18 protein-coding genes are annotated in these 16,868 nt (G+C 61.6%); 12 read left to right on the forward strand and 6 right to left on the reverse strand.

From position 1 onward, the window contains the following. Positions 1-9 precede the first annotated feature (9 nt). A complete protein-coding gene (locus KKQ10_RS14785) occupies positions 10-1,176 on the reverse strand; it encodes an MFS transporter (protein WP_215501517.1) in 1,167 nt (388 codons plus the stop codon). Positions 1,177-1,181: 5 nt separating this feature from the next. Further along, positions 1,182-1,502, reverse strand: a complete 321-nt coding sequence (locus tag KKQ10_RS14790) for an ArsR/SmtB family transcription factor (RefSeq protein ID WP_025110729.1) — start codon at positions 1,500-1,502, stop codon at positions 1,182-1,184. 169 nt (positions 1,503-1,671) lie between these two features. Between KKQ10_RS14790 and KKQ10_RS14795 the strand changes: the two genes are divergently transcribed. After that, complete coding sequence (locus KKQ10_RS14795; protein WP_215501518.1) at positions 1,672-2,244, forward strand: acyl carrier protein phosphodiesterase; 573 nt, start codon at positions 1,672-1,674, stop codon at positions 2,242-2,244. Between the two features lie 82 nt (positions 2,245-2,326). Here the strand turns inward: KKQ10_RS14795 and KKQ10_RS14800 are convergent, their stop codons facing one another. Further along, positions 2,327-3,121, reverse strand: a complete 795-nt coding sequence (locus tag KKQ10_RS14800) for a lysophospholipid acyltransferase family protein (protein WP_215501519.1) — start codon at positions 3,119-3,121, stop codon at positions 2,327-2,329. Next, the gene (gene olsB / locus KKQ10_RS14805; RefSeq protein ID WP_127649691.1) at positions 3,121-3,876 is read right to left on the reverse strand and encodes an L-ornithine N(alpha)-acyltransferase; all 756 of its coding nucleotides are present in this window, start codon (positions 3,874-3,876) and stop codon (positions 3,121-3,123) included. The genes KKQ10_RS14800 and olsB overlap by 1 nt, the downstream gene beginning before the upstream one ends. Before the next feature lie 153 nt (positions 3,877-4,029). Between olsB and KKQ10_RS14810 the strand changes: the two genes are divergently transcribed. From KKQ10_RS14810 to KKQ10_RS14830, 5 genes are all read left to right on the forward strand, one after another. Beyond that, a complete protein-coding gene (locus KKQ10_RS14810) occupies positions 4,030-4,911 on the forward strand; it encodes an acyl-CoA dehydrogenase family protein (RefSeq protein ID WP_215501520.1) in 882 nt (293 codons plus the stop codon). 137 nt (positions 4,912-5,048) lie between these two features. Beyond that, the gene (locus KKQ10_RS14815) at positions 5,049-6,128 is read left to right on the forward strand and encodes a serine hydrolase domain-containing protein (protein ID WP_215501521.1); all 1,080 of its coding nucleotides are present in this window, start codon (positions 5,049-5,051) and stop codon (positions 6,126-6,128) included. Beyond that, positions 6,125-6,430 (forward strand): amidase, encoded by a 306-nt coding sequence (locus tag KKQ10_RS14820; protein WP_215501522.1) that lies wholly within the window; start codon positions 6,125-6,127, stop codon positions 6,428-6,430. Before KKQ10_RS14815 ends, KKQ10_RS14820 begins: the two co-directional genes overlap by 4 nt. Before the next feature lie 152 nt (positions 6,431-6,582). Then, positions 6,583-7,173 carry a YceI family protein gene (locus KKQ10_RS14825; protein WP_127649695.1) on the forward strand — a complete coding sequence of 197 codons (591 nt, stop codon included), beginning with the start codon at positions 6,583-6,585 and terminating at the stop codon, positions 7,171-7,173. Position 7,174: 1 nt separating this feature from the next. Then, on the forward strand, positions 7,175-8,332 hold the full coding sequence (locus KKQ10_RS14830; RefSeq protein ID WP_127649696.1) for a phospholipase D-like domain-containing protein: 1,158 nt from the start codon (positions 7,175-7,177) through the stop codon (positions 8,330-8,332). Positions 8,333-8,435: 103 nt separating this feature from the next. Here the strand turns inward: KKQ10_RS14830 and bglX are convergent, their stop codons facing one another. Next, positions 8,436-10,727: a beta-glucosidase BglX gene (gene bglX / locus KKQ10_RS14835; protein WP_215501523.1), complete on the reverse strand. Its 2,292-nt coding sequence runs from the start codon at positions 10,725-10,727 to the stop codon at positions 8,436-8,438. Between the two features lie 258 nt (positions 10,728-10,985). On the opposite strand from bglX, the gene KKQ10_RS14840 reads away from it, so the two are divergent. From KKQ10_RS14840 to KKQ10_RS14855, 4 genes are all read left to right on the forward strand, one after another. Continuing rightward, the gene (locus tag KKQ10_RS14840; protein ID WP_127649698.1) at positions 10,986-11,594 is read left to right on the forward strand and encodes a LemA family protein; all 609 of its coding nucleotides are present in this window, start codon (positions 10,986-10,988) and stop codon (positions 11,592-11,594) included. 115 nt (positions 11,595-11,709) lie between these two features. After that, on the forward strand, positions 11,710-12,468 hold the full coding sequence (locus tag KKQ10_RS14845) for a TPM domain-containing protein (RefSeq protein ID WP_215501524.1): 759 nt from the start codon (positions 11,710-11,712) through the stop codon (positions 12,466-12,468). A 33-nt stretch (positions 12,469-12,501) separates the two neighbouring features. Continuing rightward, a complete protein-coding gene (locus KKQ10_RS14850) occupies positions 12,502-13,119 on the forward strand; it encodes a TPM domain-containing protein (protein ID WP_127649700.1) in 618 nt (205 codons plus the stop codon). A gap of 176 nt (positions 13,120-13,295) precedes the next feature. Continuing rightward, positions 13,296-14,513 (forward strand): class I SAM-dependent methyltransferase, encoded by a 1,218-nt coding sequence (locus KKQ10_RS14855; protein ID WP_215501525.1) that lies wholly within the window; start codon positions 13,296-13,298, stop codon positions 14,511-14,513. Between the two features lie 158 nt (positions 14,514-14,671). On the opposite strand, the gene KKQ10_RS14860 is transcribed toward KKQ10_RS14855, so the two are convergent. Next, on the reverse strand, positions 14,672-15,562 hold the full coding sequence (locus KKQ10_RS14860; RefSeq protein ID WP_127649702.1) for a DMT family transporter: 891 nt from the start codon (positions 15,560-15,562) through the stop codon (positions 14,672-14,674). Between the two features lie 292 nt (positions 15,563-15,854). Between KKQ10_RS14860 and KKQ10_RS14865 the strand changes: the two genes are divergently transcribed. After that, complete coding sequence (locus KKQ10_RS14865) at positions 15,855-16,436, forward strand: DJ-1/PfpI family protein (protein WP_123465380.1); 582 nt, start codon at positions 15,855-15,857, stop codon at positions 16,434-16,436. Between the two features lie 13 nt (positions 16,437-16,449). After that, positions 16,450-16,755, forward strand: coding sequence for a ribbon-helix-helix domain-containing protein (locus tag KKQ10_RS14870; protein WP_127649703.1), 306 nt, complete (start codon positions 16,450-16,452; stop codon positions 16,753-16,755). The last annotated feature ends 113 nt before the right edge of the window (positions 16,756-16,868 follow it).

Below are 16,868 nucleotides of genomic sequence, written 5' to 3' on the forward strand. Positions count from 1 at the left end.
GAAAGTTAATCAGTTAGTTGCCGGGGCCAGATCGGCATTGCCGTTCTGACGGAAAGTGATCAGGGTCACCAGCAGGGCGAGTACCGCCAGAGCGGCGGCGGCCAGCGGCACGCGGGTCAGGCCAAAACCGTGGGCGATGACGCTGCCGCCGACCCAGGCGCCGAGGGCGTTACCGACGTTGAACGCGCCGATGTTCAGGGTCGAAACCAGGTTCGGTGCCGCTTTGCCGAAAGTCACCACGTTGACTTGCAGCGCCGGTACGGCGGCGAAACACGCAGTGGCCCAGAGGAACAGGGTGATTTCAGTCGGGATCAGCGCAACGCTGGTCCAGGTCAGCACGGTGGAGACCACGGCCATGGCGATGAATACGCCGATCAGCGTGGCGGCCATGCCTTTGTCAGCCAGTTTGCCGCCGATGATGTTGCCGACGGTCAGGCCCAGGCCGATCAGCATCAGCGTCCAGGTCACACCACGCGGCGACACACCGGTGACTTCGCCGAGCAGGGGGGCGACGTAGGTGAACAGGGTGAATACGGAAGCGGCGAACAGCGCGGTCATGCTCAGCGACAGCCAGATACCGGCGCCTTTGAGGGCCGCGAGTTCGGCGCGCATGTCGAGTTTTTCCTCGTCACGCTTGGCCGGAAGAAAGCGGATCAGGCCAATCAGCGCGATCACACCGATCACGGTCACGGCCCAGAAGGTCGAACGCCAGCCAGCTTCCTGACCCAGCGCCGTACCCAGTGGCACGCCGAGCACGTTGGCCAGGGTCAGGCCGGTGAACATCAGCGCCACGGCCGAGGCCCGTTTGTTCGGCGCTACCAGCCCGGCGGCTACGACAGAACCGATACCGAAGAACGCACCGTGGCACAGCGCGGTGACGACACGGGCAAACATCAGCACGTTGTAGTCACTGGCGATGGCGCACAGCAGGTTACCGACGATGAAAATTCCCATCAGCGCTACCAGTGCCGCCTTGCGTGGCAGTCTGGCGGTGGCCAGTGCCATGAACGGTGCACCGATGGCCACGCCCAGGGCGTAACCGGTCACCAGCCAGCCGGCGCCCGGGATCGACACACCGAGGTCGGCCGCCACATCGGGCAGCAGGCCCATGATGACGAACTCGGTGGTGCCGATGGCGAAGGCGCTCAAGGCCAGGATGAGTAGCGAGAGGGGCATTTGAATCAATTCCTTGTGGGAGCGCTGAGCTCTTTGACGATGGCGTCGAGGAACGCCTGGATCACGTCCTCGTTGCGTTTGAAGAAGTGCCACTGGCCGGCTTTCTGGCTGCTGATCAGGCCTGCGCGTTGCAGGGTCGCCAGGTGGGCGGAGACGGTCGACTGCGACAGGCCGCAGCGTTGATCGATCTGCCCGGCGCAGATGCCGTACTCGTGGTTGTGCAACTGTTCCGGAAACTCGGCTTTGGGGTCTTTCAGCCAGATGAGGATGTCTCGCCGTACTGGGTGTGCCAGGGCTTTTATTATTTCGTCGAGGTCGAGGTTCATGGCTTTGTGCTCGTGATGTGTAGCGCTATATCGCGATGAAGCGAACTTTAAATCGGTATTTCGCGATATACCAATATGAATTTGATCTGACGACCGCATAAATCGGTATATCGGGTTATAACGATACGTGTGGTGTAACGATGAAAGCGCGCAGTGCTAAGCTGCGCCCATGAACTATCTCGCACATTTACACCTCGGAGGCCAGCGCCCCGAGCAATTACTCGGCAGTCTGTATGGCGATTTCGTCAAAGGACGGCTGCAGGGGCAGTTTGCTCCGCAGATTGAAGCGGCGATTCACTTGCACCGCCGAATTGATGTGTTCACCGATCGCCATCCTTTGGTGGACACCGCGCTCGGGCGCTTTTCGCAGACGCGTCGGCGCTACGCCGGGATCGTCCTCGATGTGTTTTTCGACCATTGCCTGGCGCGCGACTGGACGTTATACGCCGATCAGCCGCTGGAGCAGTTCACCACCGACGTTTACCGCGTGCTGTCGAGTGAAAGGCAACTGCCCGAACGCCTGGCGATGATCGCGCCGCACATGGTCGCCAATGACTGGCTGGGTTCATATCAGGAGTTCGAAGTGCTGGAGCAGGTGTTGCGCGGGATCTCCCGGCGCCTGACCCGGCCTGAGGAACTGGCGGGGGCGATGCAGGAGTTGCGGCGCTTGTATGAGCCGCTGAGTGAGGATTTCCGCTTGTTCTACCCGCAACTGCAGGACTTTGCGGCTTCACAGGGATAGGCAAGATCAAAAGATCGCAGCCTTCGGCAGCTCCTACAGGGGATCAGTGTAGGAGCTGCCGAAGGCTGCGATCTTTTGCTTTTCAGGCAGCGATCAGTTCGCCGGCACGCCGTGGCTCGGCCGGTTTGGCGATATCACCAAACAACGCCTTCTGTACCGCCTGCTGCGCTTCGAACGCCAGCGCCGCACGCTCGCGACCCTGGCAGGCGATTGGCTTGAGCAGATGCACTTCGACATCGCCGCAATCATTGCTGAACAGGCGCATCAGGTGCGACAGCAAGTCATCATCACCAATGAACGGCGCCAGCGTGTCGATTTCGCCATCACGCAGGTAACGGATCGCCACCGGTTGCAGCATCACCTCGGAATCGATTGCCGCCGACAGCAGGCGACCATGAAAGGTGCGCAGCGAGCGGCCATCGGTGGTGGTGCCTTCCGGGAACATCAGCAGCGGATGTCGGGTTTGCAAATGGCGGGTCATCTGTTTGCGGATCAACTGGCTGTCGCCCGAACCGCGACGGATGAACAGACTGCCAGCCTTGGCTGCCAGCCAACCGGCCACTGGCCAGGTGCGCACTTCGGCCTTGGACAGAAACGACAGCGGTGTGAGCATGCCCAGCAGCGGAATGTCGGTCCATGACACGTGGTTGCTGACCCACAGCATCGGCTGTTTCGGCAGCTCGCCATGCACGGTCACGCGAAAGGGCAGGGCATTGCTCAGGCGCGCCATGAAAAATCGCGACCAGCGCTGACGGCGTTGCATCGAATGCGCCAGGCCCAGACGCTCGAACACACCGAAGACGCTGGCCATGATCAGGCCCAGCGTCACCACCACCAACACCCGCGCGATTCGCGCGTACACGCGAAACCGGCTCATCACACGGCCGCCTTGAAGTGCTTGGCGTAGCGCGGGCAGAGTTCGTCGCGCTTGAGCAGGATGAACACGTCGGCGACCTGGAAGTCCTCGTCCCAGCACGGCTCGCCGCAGATCTTCGCGCCCAGGCGCATGTAAGCCTTGAGCAGCGGCGGCATTTCGGCGATCACGTTGGATGGAATATCCAGTGATGGCAGCGGATTCTTCGGTTCGGCGCGCAAGTGTTCGGTGCACAGGTAGCGTTCGCGCAAGCGCTGCATGATCGCGTGGGCCTGCACGCCGCCGTCCTGCATCGGAATGCTCGCGCAACCCATCAGGTAGCTGTAGCCGCCCTGATTGAGCACTTCAGCCAGTTCACCCCAGAGCACCGCAATAGTGCCGCCGTTGCGGTAGGCCGGGTCGACGCAGGTGCGGCCGATTTCGAGAATCGGGCCTTTCAGATGTGTCAGGCCATGCAGGCTGAATTCTTCTTCGCTGTAGAACTTGCCCAGGCTGCTGGCGGCGGTGTGATCAAGCAAACGGGTGGTGGCGACCAGACGCCCGGTGTTCAGGTCACGCACGCCGATGTGGCTGCAGTGAACATCATAGTCATCCATGTCCAGACCCAGTTCCGCGCCTTTCAGCTTGGCGTTGAACTCGCCGCTGAACACGTTGAAACGCAAGGCCTGGGCTTGCTGCAGGGCCTCGGCGCCGATCAGGCGTTCGGCTTGCAGGCGGCGTTCATTGCCGGTGTCGCTGATGCGGGCGATCTGAGTCATTTGAATCTCCGTACGGGCCTTGAACCCGTCGTGGGTTGCAGCCGATCGACTTTCTTTATGCAGCCATGTTGTGCAAAGTCAGGCTATGTAGCCCCGGTGTCATCGCCATGAACGTTTGGTGATGCTTGTATGACAGCCCACAAGGAGCCTCTTATGCCCTGGCCCAGCCTGCTCGAAAGCCGTGAACGCCTGCCCGCCGTTGCCGATCTTGCGGAGGGTTTCGCCGCGTTGCTGGATCAACTGGGCAACGTCACGCCGTTTGAACTGGCGGTGGCGGGAGGGCGGCGGATGGCGACACCGGGGCTGGCATTTCTGGTGGGTTATCAGGCGGCATTGCGCATGCTCTGGCCGAGCGCGCCGCCGAGCCTTGGCGCGTTGTGTGCGACCGAGCAGCGCAGCCTGCGCCCGGCGGACATGCAGACGCGCCTGAGCGATTTACGACTCAACGGGCAAAAGGATTTCGTCACGGCGGGGGATGCGGCGGACTGGCTGCTCGTCGCCGCACGCAGTGAAGAACCCGGCGAGGCACCGCGCCTGAGTCTGGCGGTGGTCTACCCCGGCGAGCCCGGCGTGCGGGTGGAAAAACTCCCGGCACTGCCGCTGATGCCGGACATCAGTCACGGTCGGCTGTACCTGGACGGCGCGCTGTGCGAGTTGCTCGCGGGGGACGGTTGGGATGCTTATGTGAAGCCGTTCCGCACCCTGGAAGATGTTTATGTATTGAGCGCGATGACCGCGTGGCTGTATGGCGTCGGTCAGGACAGTGGCTGGTCGCAGGCGCTGCAATTGCGCTTGCTGGCGCTGTTGGCCGGGTGCGCGGAGGCGAGCCGCCAGCCGCCGAACAATCCGGCCGGGCATGTGTTGCTGGGTGGGTTGTTTGCGCAGTTTGATGCGCTCAAACCTGAGATCGATCAGGCGTTGGCCGAGCGTAGTCCGGAGTGGGTACAGATGTGGCAGCGTGATCAGGCGGTAATGCAGTTGGCGACGGGCGCTCGAGCGAAGCGCTTGGCCAAAGCCCTGCACACTCCCCTGTAGGAGCTGCCGCAGGCTGCGATCTTTTGATCTTTAAAAGCACAATCAAAAGATCGCAGCCTGCGGCAGCTCCTACAGTGATTGGGAGATTGTCATTTTTCTGGGCCATGATCTTCGCACCCGTCGGTTGAGACTTTTCCATGTTCAAAGGCCTGTCCCTGTTTCTGCTGCTGATCAGCTTCACGGTCCAGGCCGAGCAATGGCCCGGCGAACAATGGCCGAGCGGCGCCAGACTCAGCGGCCCTGCCGTCAAGGCGCTGGAAACCTACGCCTTCCCATCCCGCGATGACCACACCCGCCAAGGCATCCGCACCGACGCCTTGCTGATCATCCGCGACGGCCAGTTGGTCTACGAACGCTACGCCGGCCCGACCCGTGCCGAGACGCCGCACCTGACCTGGTCGATCAGCAAAAGTCTGATGGCCACGGTGCTTGGGGTGGCGTATGGCGAAGGCCTGTTCAAACTCGAAGATCCGGCCGTGAGGTTTTACCCGACACTGGAAAAACACCCGGCCATAACAATCGCCGATCTGCTGCACTGGGCCTCGGGGCTGGACTGGCAGGAAGACTACGAATACGCGCCGCTGAAGTCGTCGGTGGTGGCGATGCTCTACACCCGTGGGCACCGCGACATGCCTGCGTTCACCGCCGATCACGATGCCTACGCGCCGCCGGGGCAGGCGTTCCGGTATTCCAGTGGCGACAGCAATCTGCTGGCGGCGGCGCTGAAGAACATGGTTGGCCAGCAACGTTACCCCGACTATCCGTGGACGGCGCTGTTCGAGCCGCTGGGCATTCGTCATGCCGTGTGGGAAACCGATGCCGGCGGCACGTTTGTCGCCTCGTCGTATACCTACCTCACCGCCCGGGATCTGGCCCGCGTCGGTTTGCTGATGGCCCGCGACGGGCGCTGGCATGATCGACAGTTGTTGCCCAGGGATTGGGTGGCCTTCAACCGCGAGCCGTTTGCCGGCTACAAGGCGCATCAGGACGAAGCGGTACCCGGCGCCCAGTGGTGGCTCAATCGCCCGGCCGATGGCGCCGCCGCGCCGTGGCCCGACGCGCCGCCCGACACCTTCGCCGCCCTCGGTCACTGGGGCCAGGCGCTGTATGTGATCCCCAGCGAGAAACTGGTGATCGTGCGTTACGCCGATGATCGCGACGGCAGCTACCGCCACACCGAACTGCTCAAGCGCGTGCTCAAGGCGGTGCAGCCATGAAACGGCTCAAGCGGATGTTGCTGCTGGTGTTGATCGTGTTGCTCGGCTGGATCTGGCTCGAGCGGGAAAACCTCTGGGCGTTCCCGGACATCATCAGTGCTTACACGGCGAAGGAATATTGTTCGTGTCGCTACGTGATGAACAACGAGGCCGAGTATTGCCGGAGCTATGTCAAACAGTGGCTGCCCACCAGTGGGTTCAGCGATGACAGCGCGAGCAAAACCATCACCGTCAGCGGCATGGGCCGCAGCAACCGCGCGCAGTGGCTGAGCGAACGGCAAGGCTGCCGTTTACAGCCTTAAAAGATCGCAGCCTGCGGTAGCTCCTACAGAGTGGATGTGTGAACCAGATCCTGTAGGAGCTGCCGCAGGCTGCGATCTTTTGATCTTGATGTTTGCAATAAACCTATGGCCGGTTAAGGTTCGTGCAGGTTTATCGCCCCCACGAGTATTCAATGTTCAACCGCCCCCTCTATAAAGCCTTCGCCAGTCTGCTGCTGGCCGCTGCCGCGTTGCCGGCGCAGGCCAACTGGTATCTGGACGGCGAGTCGTCGCGGCTGTCGTTTGTCAGCACGAAGAATGCCCACATTTGCGAAGTGCAGCGCTTTCTGGTGCTGCACGGCAAGGTCGATCCCGGCGGTCGCGCCGAGGTCGAAGTCGAGCTGGACTCGATCAACAGTGGCATCCCGCTGCGCGACGAGCGCATGCGCAAGGAACTGTTCCAGATCGAGCAGTTCCCGGAAGCGACCATCAGCGCCCAGATCGACCTGCGCCCGATCAACGATCTGGCCCCCGGCGCGCAGCTTGAATTACGGCTGCCGCTGACCGTCAATCTGCACGGCAAACAACACGAGTACCCGGCGGAGTTGCTGGCCACGCGTCTCGATGACCGCCGTTTTCAAGTGGTGACACTGGAGCCGCTGGTGATCAACGCCGAGGATTTCGATCTGGCGCCGGGGCTGGAAACCCTGCGCAACCTGGCCGGGTTGTCGGCCATCAGTCTGTCGGTGCCGGTGGGTGCGGTGCTGATCTTCACGGCGCGCTGACATGCGCGGCGCGGTGTTCCCGTGGCGTGACGGCAACCGTTTCGAACTGTTGATCGACGGCCCGCAATTCTTCCCGCGCATGCTGGTGGAAATTGCCCGCGCTGAAGAGCAGGTCGAACTGGAGTTGTATCTGGTCGAGGCCGGCGCCTGCGCCGAAGCCGTGGTTCAGGCGTTGGTACAGGCCGCCGAGCGCGGTGTGCGGGTGCGCTGCCTGTTCGATGACTACGGCAGCCTCGCGTTTACCCTGCACCTGCGTCAGCGCCTGACAAAGGCCGGGGTCGAATTGCGTTTCTACAATCGCCTGAACTGGCGGCGCTGGGTCGGCAATTTCTATCGCGATCACCGCAAATTGCTGCTGGTCGATCAGCGTCTGGCAGTGGTCGGCGGCACGGGTGTCACCGATGAGTTCTGGACGCCGGGGCAGGACAGCAGCGAATGGCACGAAGTGATGGTGGAAATCACCGGCCCGCTGGTGCTTGACTGGCAAGTGCTGTTCGACCGCCAATGGATCGCCAACCGTCATCGCCGGGCGTGGAAACCTTCGGCGCATGTCGGCCTGCCGCGCCTGCCCAAGGTCCCGGACATGGGCGAGGGCATGGGCCGCGTGGCCTACGCCGATGCGCGCCAGCATCGCGACATTCTGCAATCACTGTTTCGTGCCTTGAACAGCGGGCAGAAACGCATCTGGATGGCCACCCCGTATTTCCTGCCCACCTGGAAAATCCGCCGCTCGCTGCGCAAGGCCGCTGCGCATGGTGTCGACGTGCGGTTATTGCTGACCGGGCCGCGCACCGATCACCCGTCGGTGCGATACGCAGGCCATCGCTACTACCCGCGCCTGCTCAAGGCCGGGGTGCAGATTTTCGAATACCAGCCGTGCTTCCTGCACCTGAAAATGGTCCTGGTGGACGACTGGGTGAGCATCGGTTCGTGCAACTTCGATCACTGGAATCTGCGCTTCAATCTGGAAGCGAATCTGGAGGCACTGGATCCGTCGTTGACGGCAGCGGTGGTGAAGAGTTTCGAGAAAGACTTCGGACTGAGCCAGTTGGTCAGTCTGGAGGAGTGGCAGCGCCGGCCACTGTGGCGGCGGGTGAAGCAGCGGGTTTGGGGCTGGGTGGATCGGTTGGTGGTCAACATTCTCGACCGCCGCGGATAAGGCAGAAGCAAGATCAAAAGATCGCAGCCTGCGGCAGCTCCTACATTGGGATGGTGTATTCCCTGTAGGAGCTGCCGCAGGCTGCGATCTTTTGCTTTAACGGTTACAGCAACTCAAAGCTCTGCTGCGTCACGTCCTGTGAATCCAGGCCGATCTGCACGTTGAACTTGCCAGGCTCCGCTGCGTACTTGAGCTGGGCGTTGTAGAACTTCAGGTCGTCTTCGGTGATGGTGAAGTGCACGACTTTCTGTTCACCGGCCTTGAGCATGACTTTCTGGAAGTTCTTCAGTTCTTTCACCGGGCGGATCATCGAGCCGGTGACGTCCTGAATGTACAACTGCACCACGGTTTCGCCGTCACGTTTGCCGGTGTTTTTCAGCGTGACACTGGCGTCAAGCTTGCCGGTGGCGTTCAGCGTGGTCGACGACAGCGCCATGTCGCTGAGGCTGAAGTTCGTGTAGCTCAGGCCATAACCGAACGGGAACAGCGGCCCGGTGGTGTCATCGAAATACTGCGAGGTGTAGTTGCCCGGTTTGCCCGGTGTGAACGGCCGGCCAATGCTCAGGTGGTTGTAGTAGGTCGGGATCTGGCCCACGGAGCGCGGGAAGGTCACCGGCAGTTTGCCCGACGGGTTGTAGTCGCCGAACAGCACGTCAGCGATGGCGTTGCCGCCCTCGGTGCCACTGAACCAGGTTTCCAGAATCGCGTCAGCCGACTGGTTCTCTTCGAGAATGGTCAGCGGCCGGCCGTTCATCAGCACCAGCACCAATGGCTTGCCGGTGGCTTTCAGGGCACGGATCAGCGCGCGCTGGTTTTCCGGGATGTTCAGGTCGGTACGGCTGGAGGATTCGTGGGACATGCCACGGGACTCGCCGACGGCGGCGACGATCACGTCGGCGTCCTTGGCCGCTTTCACCGCCTCGTCGATCAGCACGTTGGCCGGGCGCGGGTCATCGACCACTTCCGGTGCGTCGAAGTTGAGGAAGTTCAGGTAGTCGAGCACCTTCTTGTCGCTGGTGATGTTGGCGCCACGGGCGTAGATCAGGTTCGACTTGTTGCCGATCACCGAACTCATGCCATCAAACAGGGTGACCGATTGCGCTGGTCTGCCGGCCGCAGCCCAACTGCCCATCATGTCGATCGGTGCCTTGGCCAGCGGGCCGACCAGCGCGACTTTCGCGGTTTTCTTCAGCGGCAGGGTGTCGTTCTGGTTCTTCAGCAGCACCAGGCTGCGACGGGCCACATCGCGGGCCTCGGCGCGGTGCAGACGGCTTTCGGCGTAGGTGTCGGCCGGATCATCCTCGGCCTTGCCGATGCGCAGGTATGGGTCCTTGAACAGGCCCATGTCGTATTTGGCGGCGAGCACTTCGCGCACCGCGTTGTCGATGTCTTTCTGTTCGATCTCGCCGGACTTGAGCAGCCCCGGCAGCTCTTTGCCGTACAGGGTGTCGTTCATGCTCATGTCGATACCGGCCTTGATCGCCAGCTTCGCTGCTTCGCGACCGTCGCGGGCGACACCGTGCTTGATCAGCTCGAAGATCGCGCCGTGATCGCTGACGGCCAGACCTTTGAAGCCCCAGTCCTTGCGCAGCAAATCGTTCATCAGCCAGGTGTTGGCCGTGGCCGGAATACCATTGATCGAGTTCAGCGCCACCATCACCCCGCCAGCGCCGGCATCGATCGCGGCGCGGTACGGCGGCAGGTAATCCTGGTACATCTTCACCGGGCTCATGTCGACGGTGTTGTAGTCGCGACCGCCCTCGACCGCGCCATACAGGGCGAAGTGCTTGACGCTGGCCATGATGCTGTCGGGCGCGCTCGGGGTCTCGCCCTGATAGGCCTTGACCATCACTTTGGCGATGCGTGAAGTCAGGTAGGTGTCTTCACCGAAACCTTCGGAGCTGCGGCCCCAGCGCGGGTCGCGGGAGATGTCGACCATTGGCGCGAAGGTGATGTCGAGGCTGTCGGCGGCGGCCTCTTTGGCGGCGATGCGCCCGGACTGGCCGATGGCGTCCATGTCCCAACTCGACGCCAGAGCCAGCGGAATCGGGAAAATCGTACGGTGACCGTGGATCACGTCGTACGCAAAAAACATCGGAATCTTCAGGCGGCTGCGCATCGCCGCGTCCTGCATCGGACGGTTTTCCGGGCGGGTGATCGAGTTGAACGTACCGCCGATGTTGCCGGCGGCGATCTCTTTGCGGATCAACTCGCGAGGCATTTCCGGGCCGATGCTGATCAGGCGCAACTGGCCGATCTTCTCGTCGAGGGTCATTTGCTTCATCAGATTGCTGATGAACGCGTCCTTGTTTTCCAGGGGTACCGGGGTCGTGGCGGCCAATACTTGATGACTGGCCAGGCTGACGAACAGACCCAGCAAACACAGCTTCTTCATGAATATTTTTCTCAAGGGCCCAAACGGCAATGCAATGCCGGCCAGCCAAAAGTTAGGGAGCGACTATTGTTGTTCGGGTGCAGGCTCAAAATGACCGAGCCAAAAACGCCCGCCGACCGTCGGCAGCGTTTGCGCAGGGCCTCTTTTTAGCCCATCGGCCCGTTGCAATCCAGTGGCGCGGCCGATTATGCCCCAACAGCCGACGCAGAAGGTTTCACGGTCGGTTTTTTATGAAATACGCCAGGGAGCATCACTCTGATGAATGTAAGTCCAACCAATCGCTCGCGCTTGCAGATCGCCACGTTGCTGGTGCTCGCCACGTTATTGACCGCGTGCGGCATCAACAATATCCCGACTCTCGACGAACAGGCCAAGGCGGCCTGGGGCCAGGTACAGAACCAGTACCAGCGCCGTGCCGACCTGATTCCCAATCTGGTGGAAACCGTCCGAGGCTACGCCAAGCATGAAGAGGCGACCCTGACCGCTGTGGTCGAAGCCCGGGCCAAGGCGACGTCGATCCAGGTCGATGCCAGCACCCTCGACAACCCGGAAAAACTCAAACAGTTCCAGCAGGCTCAGGATCAGTTGAGTGGTGCCTTGAGCCGTCTGATGGTGGTGTCCGAGCGTTATCCGGACCTCAAAGCCAACCAGAATTTCCTGGCCCTGCAATCGCAGCTCGAAGGCACGGAAAACCGGATTGCCGTGGCCCGGCGCGATTTCATTCTGGCGGTGCAGAAGTACAACACCGAGATCCGCACCTTTCCCGGTCGCCTCTGGCACAGCGTGATGTACAGCGATCTGCCGATTCGCGAAACCTTCGAAGCCACCACCCCCGGTGCGGAAAAGGCCCCGGAAGTGAAGTTCTGACAAAGCCTGTGTAGGAGCTGCCGCAGGCTGCGATCTTTTGACGTTGGTTTTTAAAAAACAAGATCAAAAGATCGCAGCCTGCGGCAGCTCCTACAGGGATTGGTGGGGGTAATAGATGCGTGTGTTGAAGATAGGTCTGGTGCTGGTGCTGATGCTGTGGCTGTTCGCCCTCAGCGCCCGGGCCGAGTTGACGTTCCCGGCGCTGAGCGGGCGGGTGGTGGACGAGGCGCAGATGCTCGAGCCCTCGGTGCGCGCCCAATTGAGCCAGCAATTGCAGGCACATGAGCAGGCGACCGGCGAGCAACTGGTGGTGGTGACGGTGCCTGATCTGCAGGGCACCACTATCGAGGATTACGGCGTACAACTGGGCCGGCACTGGGGCATCGGCCAGAAGGACAAGAACAACGGCGCGCTGCTGATCGTCGCCCGGGACGAGCGCAAGCTGCGCATCGAAGTCGGCTACGGTCTGGAGGATCGGCTGACCGATGCGCAGAGTTCGGTGATCATCCATCAAGTGATCACGCCCGCGTTCAAGGCTGGCAATTTCAGCAAGGGCATCAGCGACGGCGTGGCGGCGATGTTGGTGGTGCTGGGCGGCAATCCGCTGGACGAGCCCTCGACGGTGTATGAGTCGAGTGGCGATCCGCAAAACGATTTTGTCTCGCGCCATCCGCTGTTATTCGTTTTTCTGGTGATGTTGTTCATCCTGACGGTGTTTGTCTGCCAGATGCTCGGTATCCTTCCCGCCGGCCGTGGTGGCTCCGGTGGCGGGGGCGGTTTCGGTGGAGGTGGTTTTGGCGGCGGCGGTGGAGGCGGGGGCTTCAGCGGCGGCGGGGGCAGTTTCGGCGGCGGCGGTTCGTCCGGCGGCTGGTGAACACACAACAATAATGATCAGGCACTTTTCGACATGGCATTACTGACCGAACACGAACAACGCAAAGTCGCCGAGGCGATTGCCCGGGTCGAGCGCGATACCGACGCCGAACTGGTAACGGTGCTGGCGGCCCGTGCCGACGACTACGCGTACATCCCGTTGCTGTGGGCCAGCCTGCTGGCGCTGCTGGTGCCGGGCATCGTTCACTATCTGACCGGCTGGCTGACGATGCACACCCTGTTGCTGGTGCAATGGGGGCTGTTCATTGTCCTGTGCCTGGTGTTTCGTCTGCCGAAGGTCACCACCCACCTGATCCCGCGCCGCGTGCGGCACTGGCGGGCATCGAACCTGGCGCGGCGGCAGTTTCTCGAACAGAACCTGCACCACACCGTCGGCAGCACCGGGATGCTGATCTTTGTCTGCGAGGCCGAGCGCTATGTGGAGATTCTGGTGGACGAGGGGATTTCCCGGCGGCTGGACAACAAGAGCTGGGACTCGATAGTCGCGGCGTTCACCGAGCAGGTGCGGCAGGGGCGTACGCTGGAGGGGTTCGTCACCTGCATCGAGGCCTGCGGTGAGCTGCTCAAGGTGCATGTGCCGGTGACGCAGGTACGCAATGAATTGCCCAATCGGTTGATTGTGCTGGGGTAAAGCAAAGATCGCAGCCTGCGGCAGCTCCTACAGGGGCGCGCGGTCCAGATGTAGGAGCTGCCGCAGGCTGCGATCTTTTGATTTGTGCCGTTGGGTAAATAAGAGCGTGTCCCCAACCCCCATCCCCCCTAAAATACCCGCCATTCCCGATTTCGCCCGTCCGAGGCCGCTTTTCCATGTCCGTTACCGCCCCTTCCATCAAGCCCGCGCCTGATCATCACGCCCAGTTCATCGAGCTGCTGCAAACCAGCCTCGAACAGAACGGCTTCATCAAACTGGTGCTGGCCAAGTACGTGGGTGAAGAGGCGGATCTGCAGCGGATCATCATCAAAGCGGTGACGGTCAAGGCTCAGCCAAACCTGTCCTTCGTCTATCGCTACAAGACCCGCGACATCACCAAGAACCTGCCGCTGAGCGAAGGCGTGGCGGTGATTGCCGAGCTGCTGCCGGCCGCATTCAAAAATGCGCATTTGCTGACCGTGACTGACGAAGCCCAGCTCGAATACAGCAAAAAGGGCAAGCCTTCGCTGTTCAAGAGCAAGCCTCAGCAATTGCGTGAAGCGCCATCCGCCGAGCACAACCGCGAGAAGAACCGCTTTCTGGACCTGAGCCGACCGTTCCTCAAGGACCTGGGTGTGACCAACGCGCAGCACGAGCTGATCCCGGCGATGTCGCGCAAGTGGAAGCAGATCAACAAGTTCATCGAAGTCTTCAGCCATGCCCTGACCTCGTCACCGCTGGCGCTGGACAGACCGGTGCGGGTGGCGGACTTCGGTTCGGGCAAGGGTTACCTGACGTTTGCCATCCACGATTACCTGCGCAACACGCTCAAGGCCGAAGGTGAAGTCACCGGCGTCGAGTTGCGTGAAGAGATGGTCAACCTGTGCAACGCCGCCGCAGCGAAACTGGAACACCCGGGGTTGGTGTTCAAGTGCGGTGACGTGCGCAGCGTGGCACCGAGCGAGCTGGACGTGATGATCGCCCTGCATGCCTGCGACATCGCCACTGACTACGCGATCCACACCGGCATCCGCTCGGGTGCGTCGATCATCATGTGCTCGCCGTGCTGCCACAAGCAGATCCGCCTGCAGATCCAGAGCCCGGCGCTGCTCAAGCCGATGCTGCAATACGGTCTGCACCTGGGCCAACAGGCCGAAATGGTCACCGACAGCCTGCGTGCGTTGTTCCTCGAGGCCTGTGGCTACGAGACCAAAGTCTTTGAGTTCATCTCGCTGGAACACACCAACAAGAACAAGATGATTCTGGCGGTCAAACGCGCCGAGCCGGTGGACCCGGCTCAGTTGCTGGTGAAAATTGCGGAGTTGAAGGCGTTCTACCACATCAGTGAGCACTGTCTGGAAACCTTGCTGCGCACTGATGGCTTCCTCGCCTGACACAAACCCTGATGCGCGCCATGGATTACTGATCCGACACAAAAACCTGTAGGCGCTGCGGCACGCTGCGATCTTTTGATGTTGCCTTCAAGATCAAAAGATCGCAGCGTGCCGCAGCTCCTACAGGGTCATGCGCTCGCCATCCGAGGGTGCGGTGGTCATGCCGTGGCCGGTTGAGCGGGGCGCACGGCGGTCTTGCGACCGAGCATCACCGTGGCAATCACCCCACAGGCAAACACCCAGGTGATCGGCTCGACATGTTCGCCAAAGAACAGCGCTGAAAACGCGATGGTGAAGAAGATCTGCAACAGCTGGATCTGACTGACCCGCGCAATGCCACCCATCGCCAGCCCGGCGTACCAGGCAAAGAAACCCAGAAACTGCGAGAACAGCGCCACATAACCGAAGGCCCACCAGGTTTTGGCCGAGACCGCGCCCTGATGTTGCAGCGCCAGGTACAACACCGGCCCGATCAGCAGCGGCGTCGACAGTACCAGCGCCCAGCAGATCACCTGCCAGCCGCCCATCTCTCTGGCCAGTCGGCCACCCTCGGCATACCCCAGCCCCCCCACGGCAATCGCGCCGAGCATCAACAAGTCCCCGGCCTGAATGCTGCCGGCACCGGTGTACAACGCATAACCGAGCACCAGCGCACTGCCCAGCGCGGCGCAGGCCCAGAAGGCTTTCGACGGCCGTTCATGGGACAGCCACGCCGCATACAGCGCCACGCACAACGGTTGCAGCCCGTTGACCAATGCGCCGTGGGACGCCGGCAAGGTCTGCATGGCCCACGCTGACAGCACCGGGAAGCCGAGAATCACCCCGGCAATCACCAGGCTCAGGCCTTTGACTTGCTGCCAGGTCGGCCACTTCTCCCGACGCCACAACAACAGCAGCGCTGCCGGAATCGCCGCGAACAACGCCCGGCCGAGGCCATTGAGCAATGGGTGAAGCTCCTGCACCACAATCCGGGTGAAGGGCAGGGTGAGGCTGAAAATCACAACCCCGAGCAGGCCCAGGGCCATGCCGGTGTTTTCGCGCGAAGACATGTGGGTGACCAGAATTGAAGGTGACAGGGAGGTGGCTTCATCTAGCCATAAACCGGGAGGGTCGGGCTGTTACAGCTGGGCACAGACTTAGGCGTACAGTTGGCGGTAACCCCTGTAGGAGCTGCCGAAGGCTGCGATCTTTTGATCTTCGCTTTTAAAGGCAAAATCAAAAGATCGCAGCCTTCGGCAGCTCCTGCACGGGACAGGTCGTAGTAGCCGGTTGTTACCTGTCCGAACGGATAAGGTCTACCTTGAATACTCCCGCAAGCCCATTCCCGAGGAGACTTCCCCCATGGCCGCGAAAAAAATCCTGATGCTGGTCGGCGATTACGTCGAAGACTACGAAGTGATGGTGCCGTTCCAGGCCCTGCAAATGGTCGGTCACACCGTGCACGCCGTGTGCCCGGACAAGGCCGCCGGCAAGACCGTGCGCACCGCGATCCATGACTTCGAAGGCGATCAGACCTACAGCGAGAAACCCGGTCACCTGTTTGCCCTCAACTTCGACTTCGCCAAGGTCGCCGAGGCGGACTACGACGCGCTGCTGATCCCGGGCGGTCGTGCGCCGGAATACCTGCGCCTGAACGAAAAAGTCCTGGAGCTGGTGCGTGCCTTCGACAAGGCCGGCAAGCCGATTGCGGCGGTCTGCCACGGCGCGCAATTGCTGGCGGCGGCGGGCGTTCTCGAAGGCCGCGAATGCAGCGCCTATCCGGCCTGCGCCCCGGAAGTGCGCCTGGCGGGTGGTACGTACATCGACATCCCGGTGACGGACGGCCATGTTCAAGGCAATCTGGCCACTGCCCCGGCGTGGCCGGCGCATCCGAACTGGCTGGCCGGTTTCCTCGGCTTGCTTGGCACCAAAATCACCCTGTAACGAGGATTCGCCCATGTGCGAGCTCTACGTCAAGGCCGACCCGATTCTCTACGAATCACGCTCGCGCTCGCTGCGCATCTGCGGCGTGGTGACAACGCTGCGCCTGGAAAACCAGTTCTGGGACATCCTCAGCGAAATCGCCGAAGTCGATGGCATGACCACCAATCAACTGATCGCCAAGCTGTATGAAGAGGTGATGGATTATCGCGGGGAGGTGGTGAATTTTGCCTCGTTTCTGCGGGTGAGCTGCACGCGGTATCTGAGTCAGCGGCGGGTGAGTGCGCCGGAGTTGTCGGTGGTGCGGACGGGGGTGAAATAGCCGATTCCGGGTTGACCCCTTCGCGGGCAAGCCCCCACAGTTTTCTCTGGTGCTCACAAATTTTGTGTTCGCTGAAGAACCTTGTGTGCGAGCTTGCTCGCGAAGGCGCCGCT

The sequence above is a fragment of the Pseudomonas sp. MG-9 genome, from assembly GCF_018729515.1.
Classification (GTDB): Bacteria; Pseudomonadota; Gammaproteobacteria; order Pseudomonadales; family Pseudomonadaceae; genus Aquipseudomonas; species Aquipseudomonas serboccidentalis.

What these genes read in the sequence shown, in the direction of transcription:
- KKQ10_RS14825 (WP_127649695.1), top strand. Translation starts at nt 6,583, where the DNA reads ATGTTCAACCGCCCCCTCTATAAAGCCTTCGCCAGTCTGCTGCTGGCC.
- KKQ10_RS14820 (WP_215501522.1), top strand. Translation starts at nt 6,125, where the DNA reads ATGAAACGGCTCAAGCGGATGTTGCTGCTGGTGTTGATCGTGTTGCTC.
- bglX (WP_215501523.1), bottom strand. Translation starts at nt 10,727, where the DNA reads ATGAAGAAGCTGTGTTTGCTGGGTCTGTTCGTCAGCCTGGCCAGTCAT.
- KKQ10_RS14870 (WP_127649703.1), top strand. Translation starts at nt 16,450, where the DNA reads ATGTGCGAGCTCTACGTCAAGGCCGACCCGATTCTCTACGAATCACGC.
- KKQ10_RS14800 (WP_215501519.1), bottom strand. Translation starts at nt 3,121, where the DNA reads ATGAGCCGGTTTCGCGTGTACGCGCGAATCGCGCGGGTGTTGGTGGTG.
- KKQ10_RS14785 (WP_215501517.1), bottom strand. Translation starts at nt 1,176, where the DNA reads ATGCCCCTCTCGCTACTCATCCTGGCCTTGAGCGCCTTCGCCATCGGC.
- KKQ10_RS14830 (WP_127649696.1), top strand. Translation starts at nt 7,175, where the DNA reads ATGCGCGGCGCGGTGTTCCCGTGGCGTGACGGCAACCGTTTCGAACTG.
- KKQ10_RS14815 (WP_215501521.1), top strand. Translation starts at nt 5,049, where the DNA reads ATGTTCAAAGGCCTGTCCCTGTTTCTGCTGCTGATCAGCTTCACGGTC.
- KKQ10_RS14845 (WP_215501524.1), top strand. Translation starts at nt 11,710, where the DNA reads ATGCGTGTGTTGAAGATAGGTCTGGTGCTGGTGCTGATGCTGTGGCTG.
- KKQ10_RS14810 (WP_215501520.1), top strand. Translation starts at nt 4,030, where the DNA reads ATGCCCTGGCCCAGCCTGCTCGAAAGCCGTGAACGCCTGCCCGCCGTT.
- olsB (WP_127649691.1), bottom strand. Translation starts at nt 3,876, where the DNA reads ATGACTCAGATCGCCCGCATCAGCGACACCGGCAATGAACGCCGCCTG.
- KKQ10_RS14840 (WP_127649698.1), top strand. Translation starts at nt 10,986, where the DNA reads ATGAATGTAAGTCCAACCAATCGCTCGCGCTTGCAGATCGCCACGTTG.
- KKQ10_RS14860 (WP_127649702.1), bottom strand. Translation starts at nt 15,562, where the DNA reads ATGTCTTCGCGCGAAAACACCGGCATGGCCCTGGGCCTGCTCGGGGTT.
- KKQ10_RS14790 (WP_025110729.1), bottom strand. Translation starts at nt 1,502, where the DNA reads ATGAACCTCGACCTCGACGAAATAATAAAAGCCCTGGCACACCCAGTA.
- KKQ10_RS14850 (WP_127649700.1), top strand. Translation starts at nt 12,502, where the DNA reads ATGGCATTACTGACCGAACACGAACAACGCAAAGTCGCCGAGGCGATT.
- KKQ10_RS14795 (WP_215501518.1), top strand. Translation starts at nt 1,672, where the DNA reads ATGAACTATCTCGCACATTTACACCTCGGAGGCCAGCGCCCCGAGCAA.
- KKQ10_RS14865 (WP_123465380.1), top strand. Translation starts at nt 15,855, where the DNA reads ATGGCCGCGAAAAAAATCCTGATGCTGGTCGGCGATTACGTCGAAGAC.
- KKQ10_RS14855 (WP_215501525.1), top strand. Translation starts at nt 13,296, where the DNA reads ATGTCCGTTACCGCCCCTTCCATCAAGCCCGCGCCTGATCATCACGCC.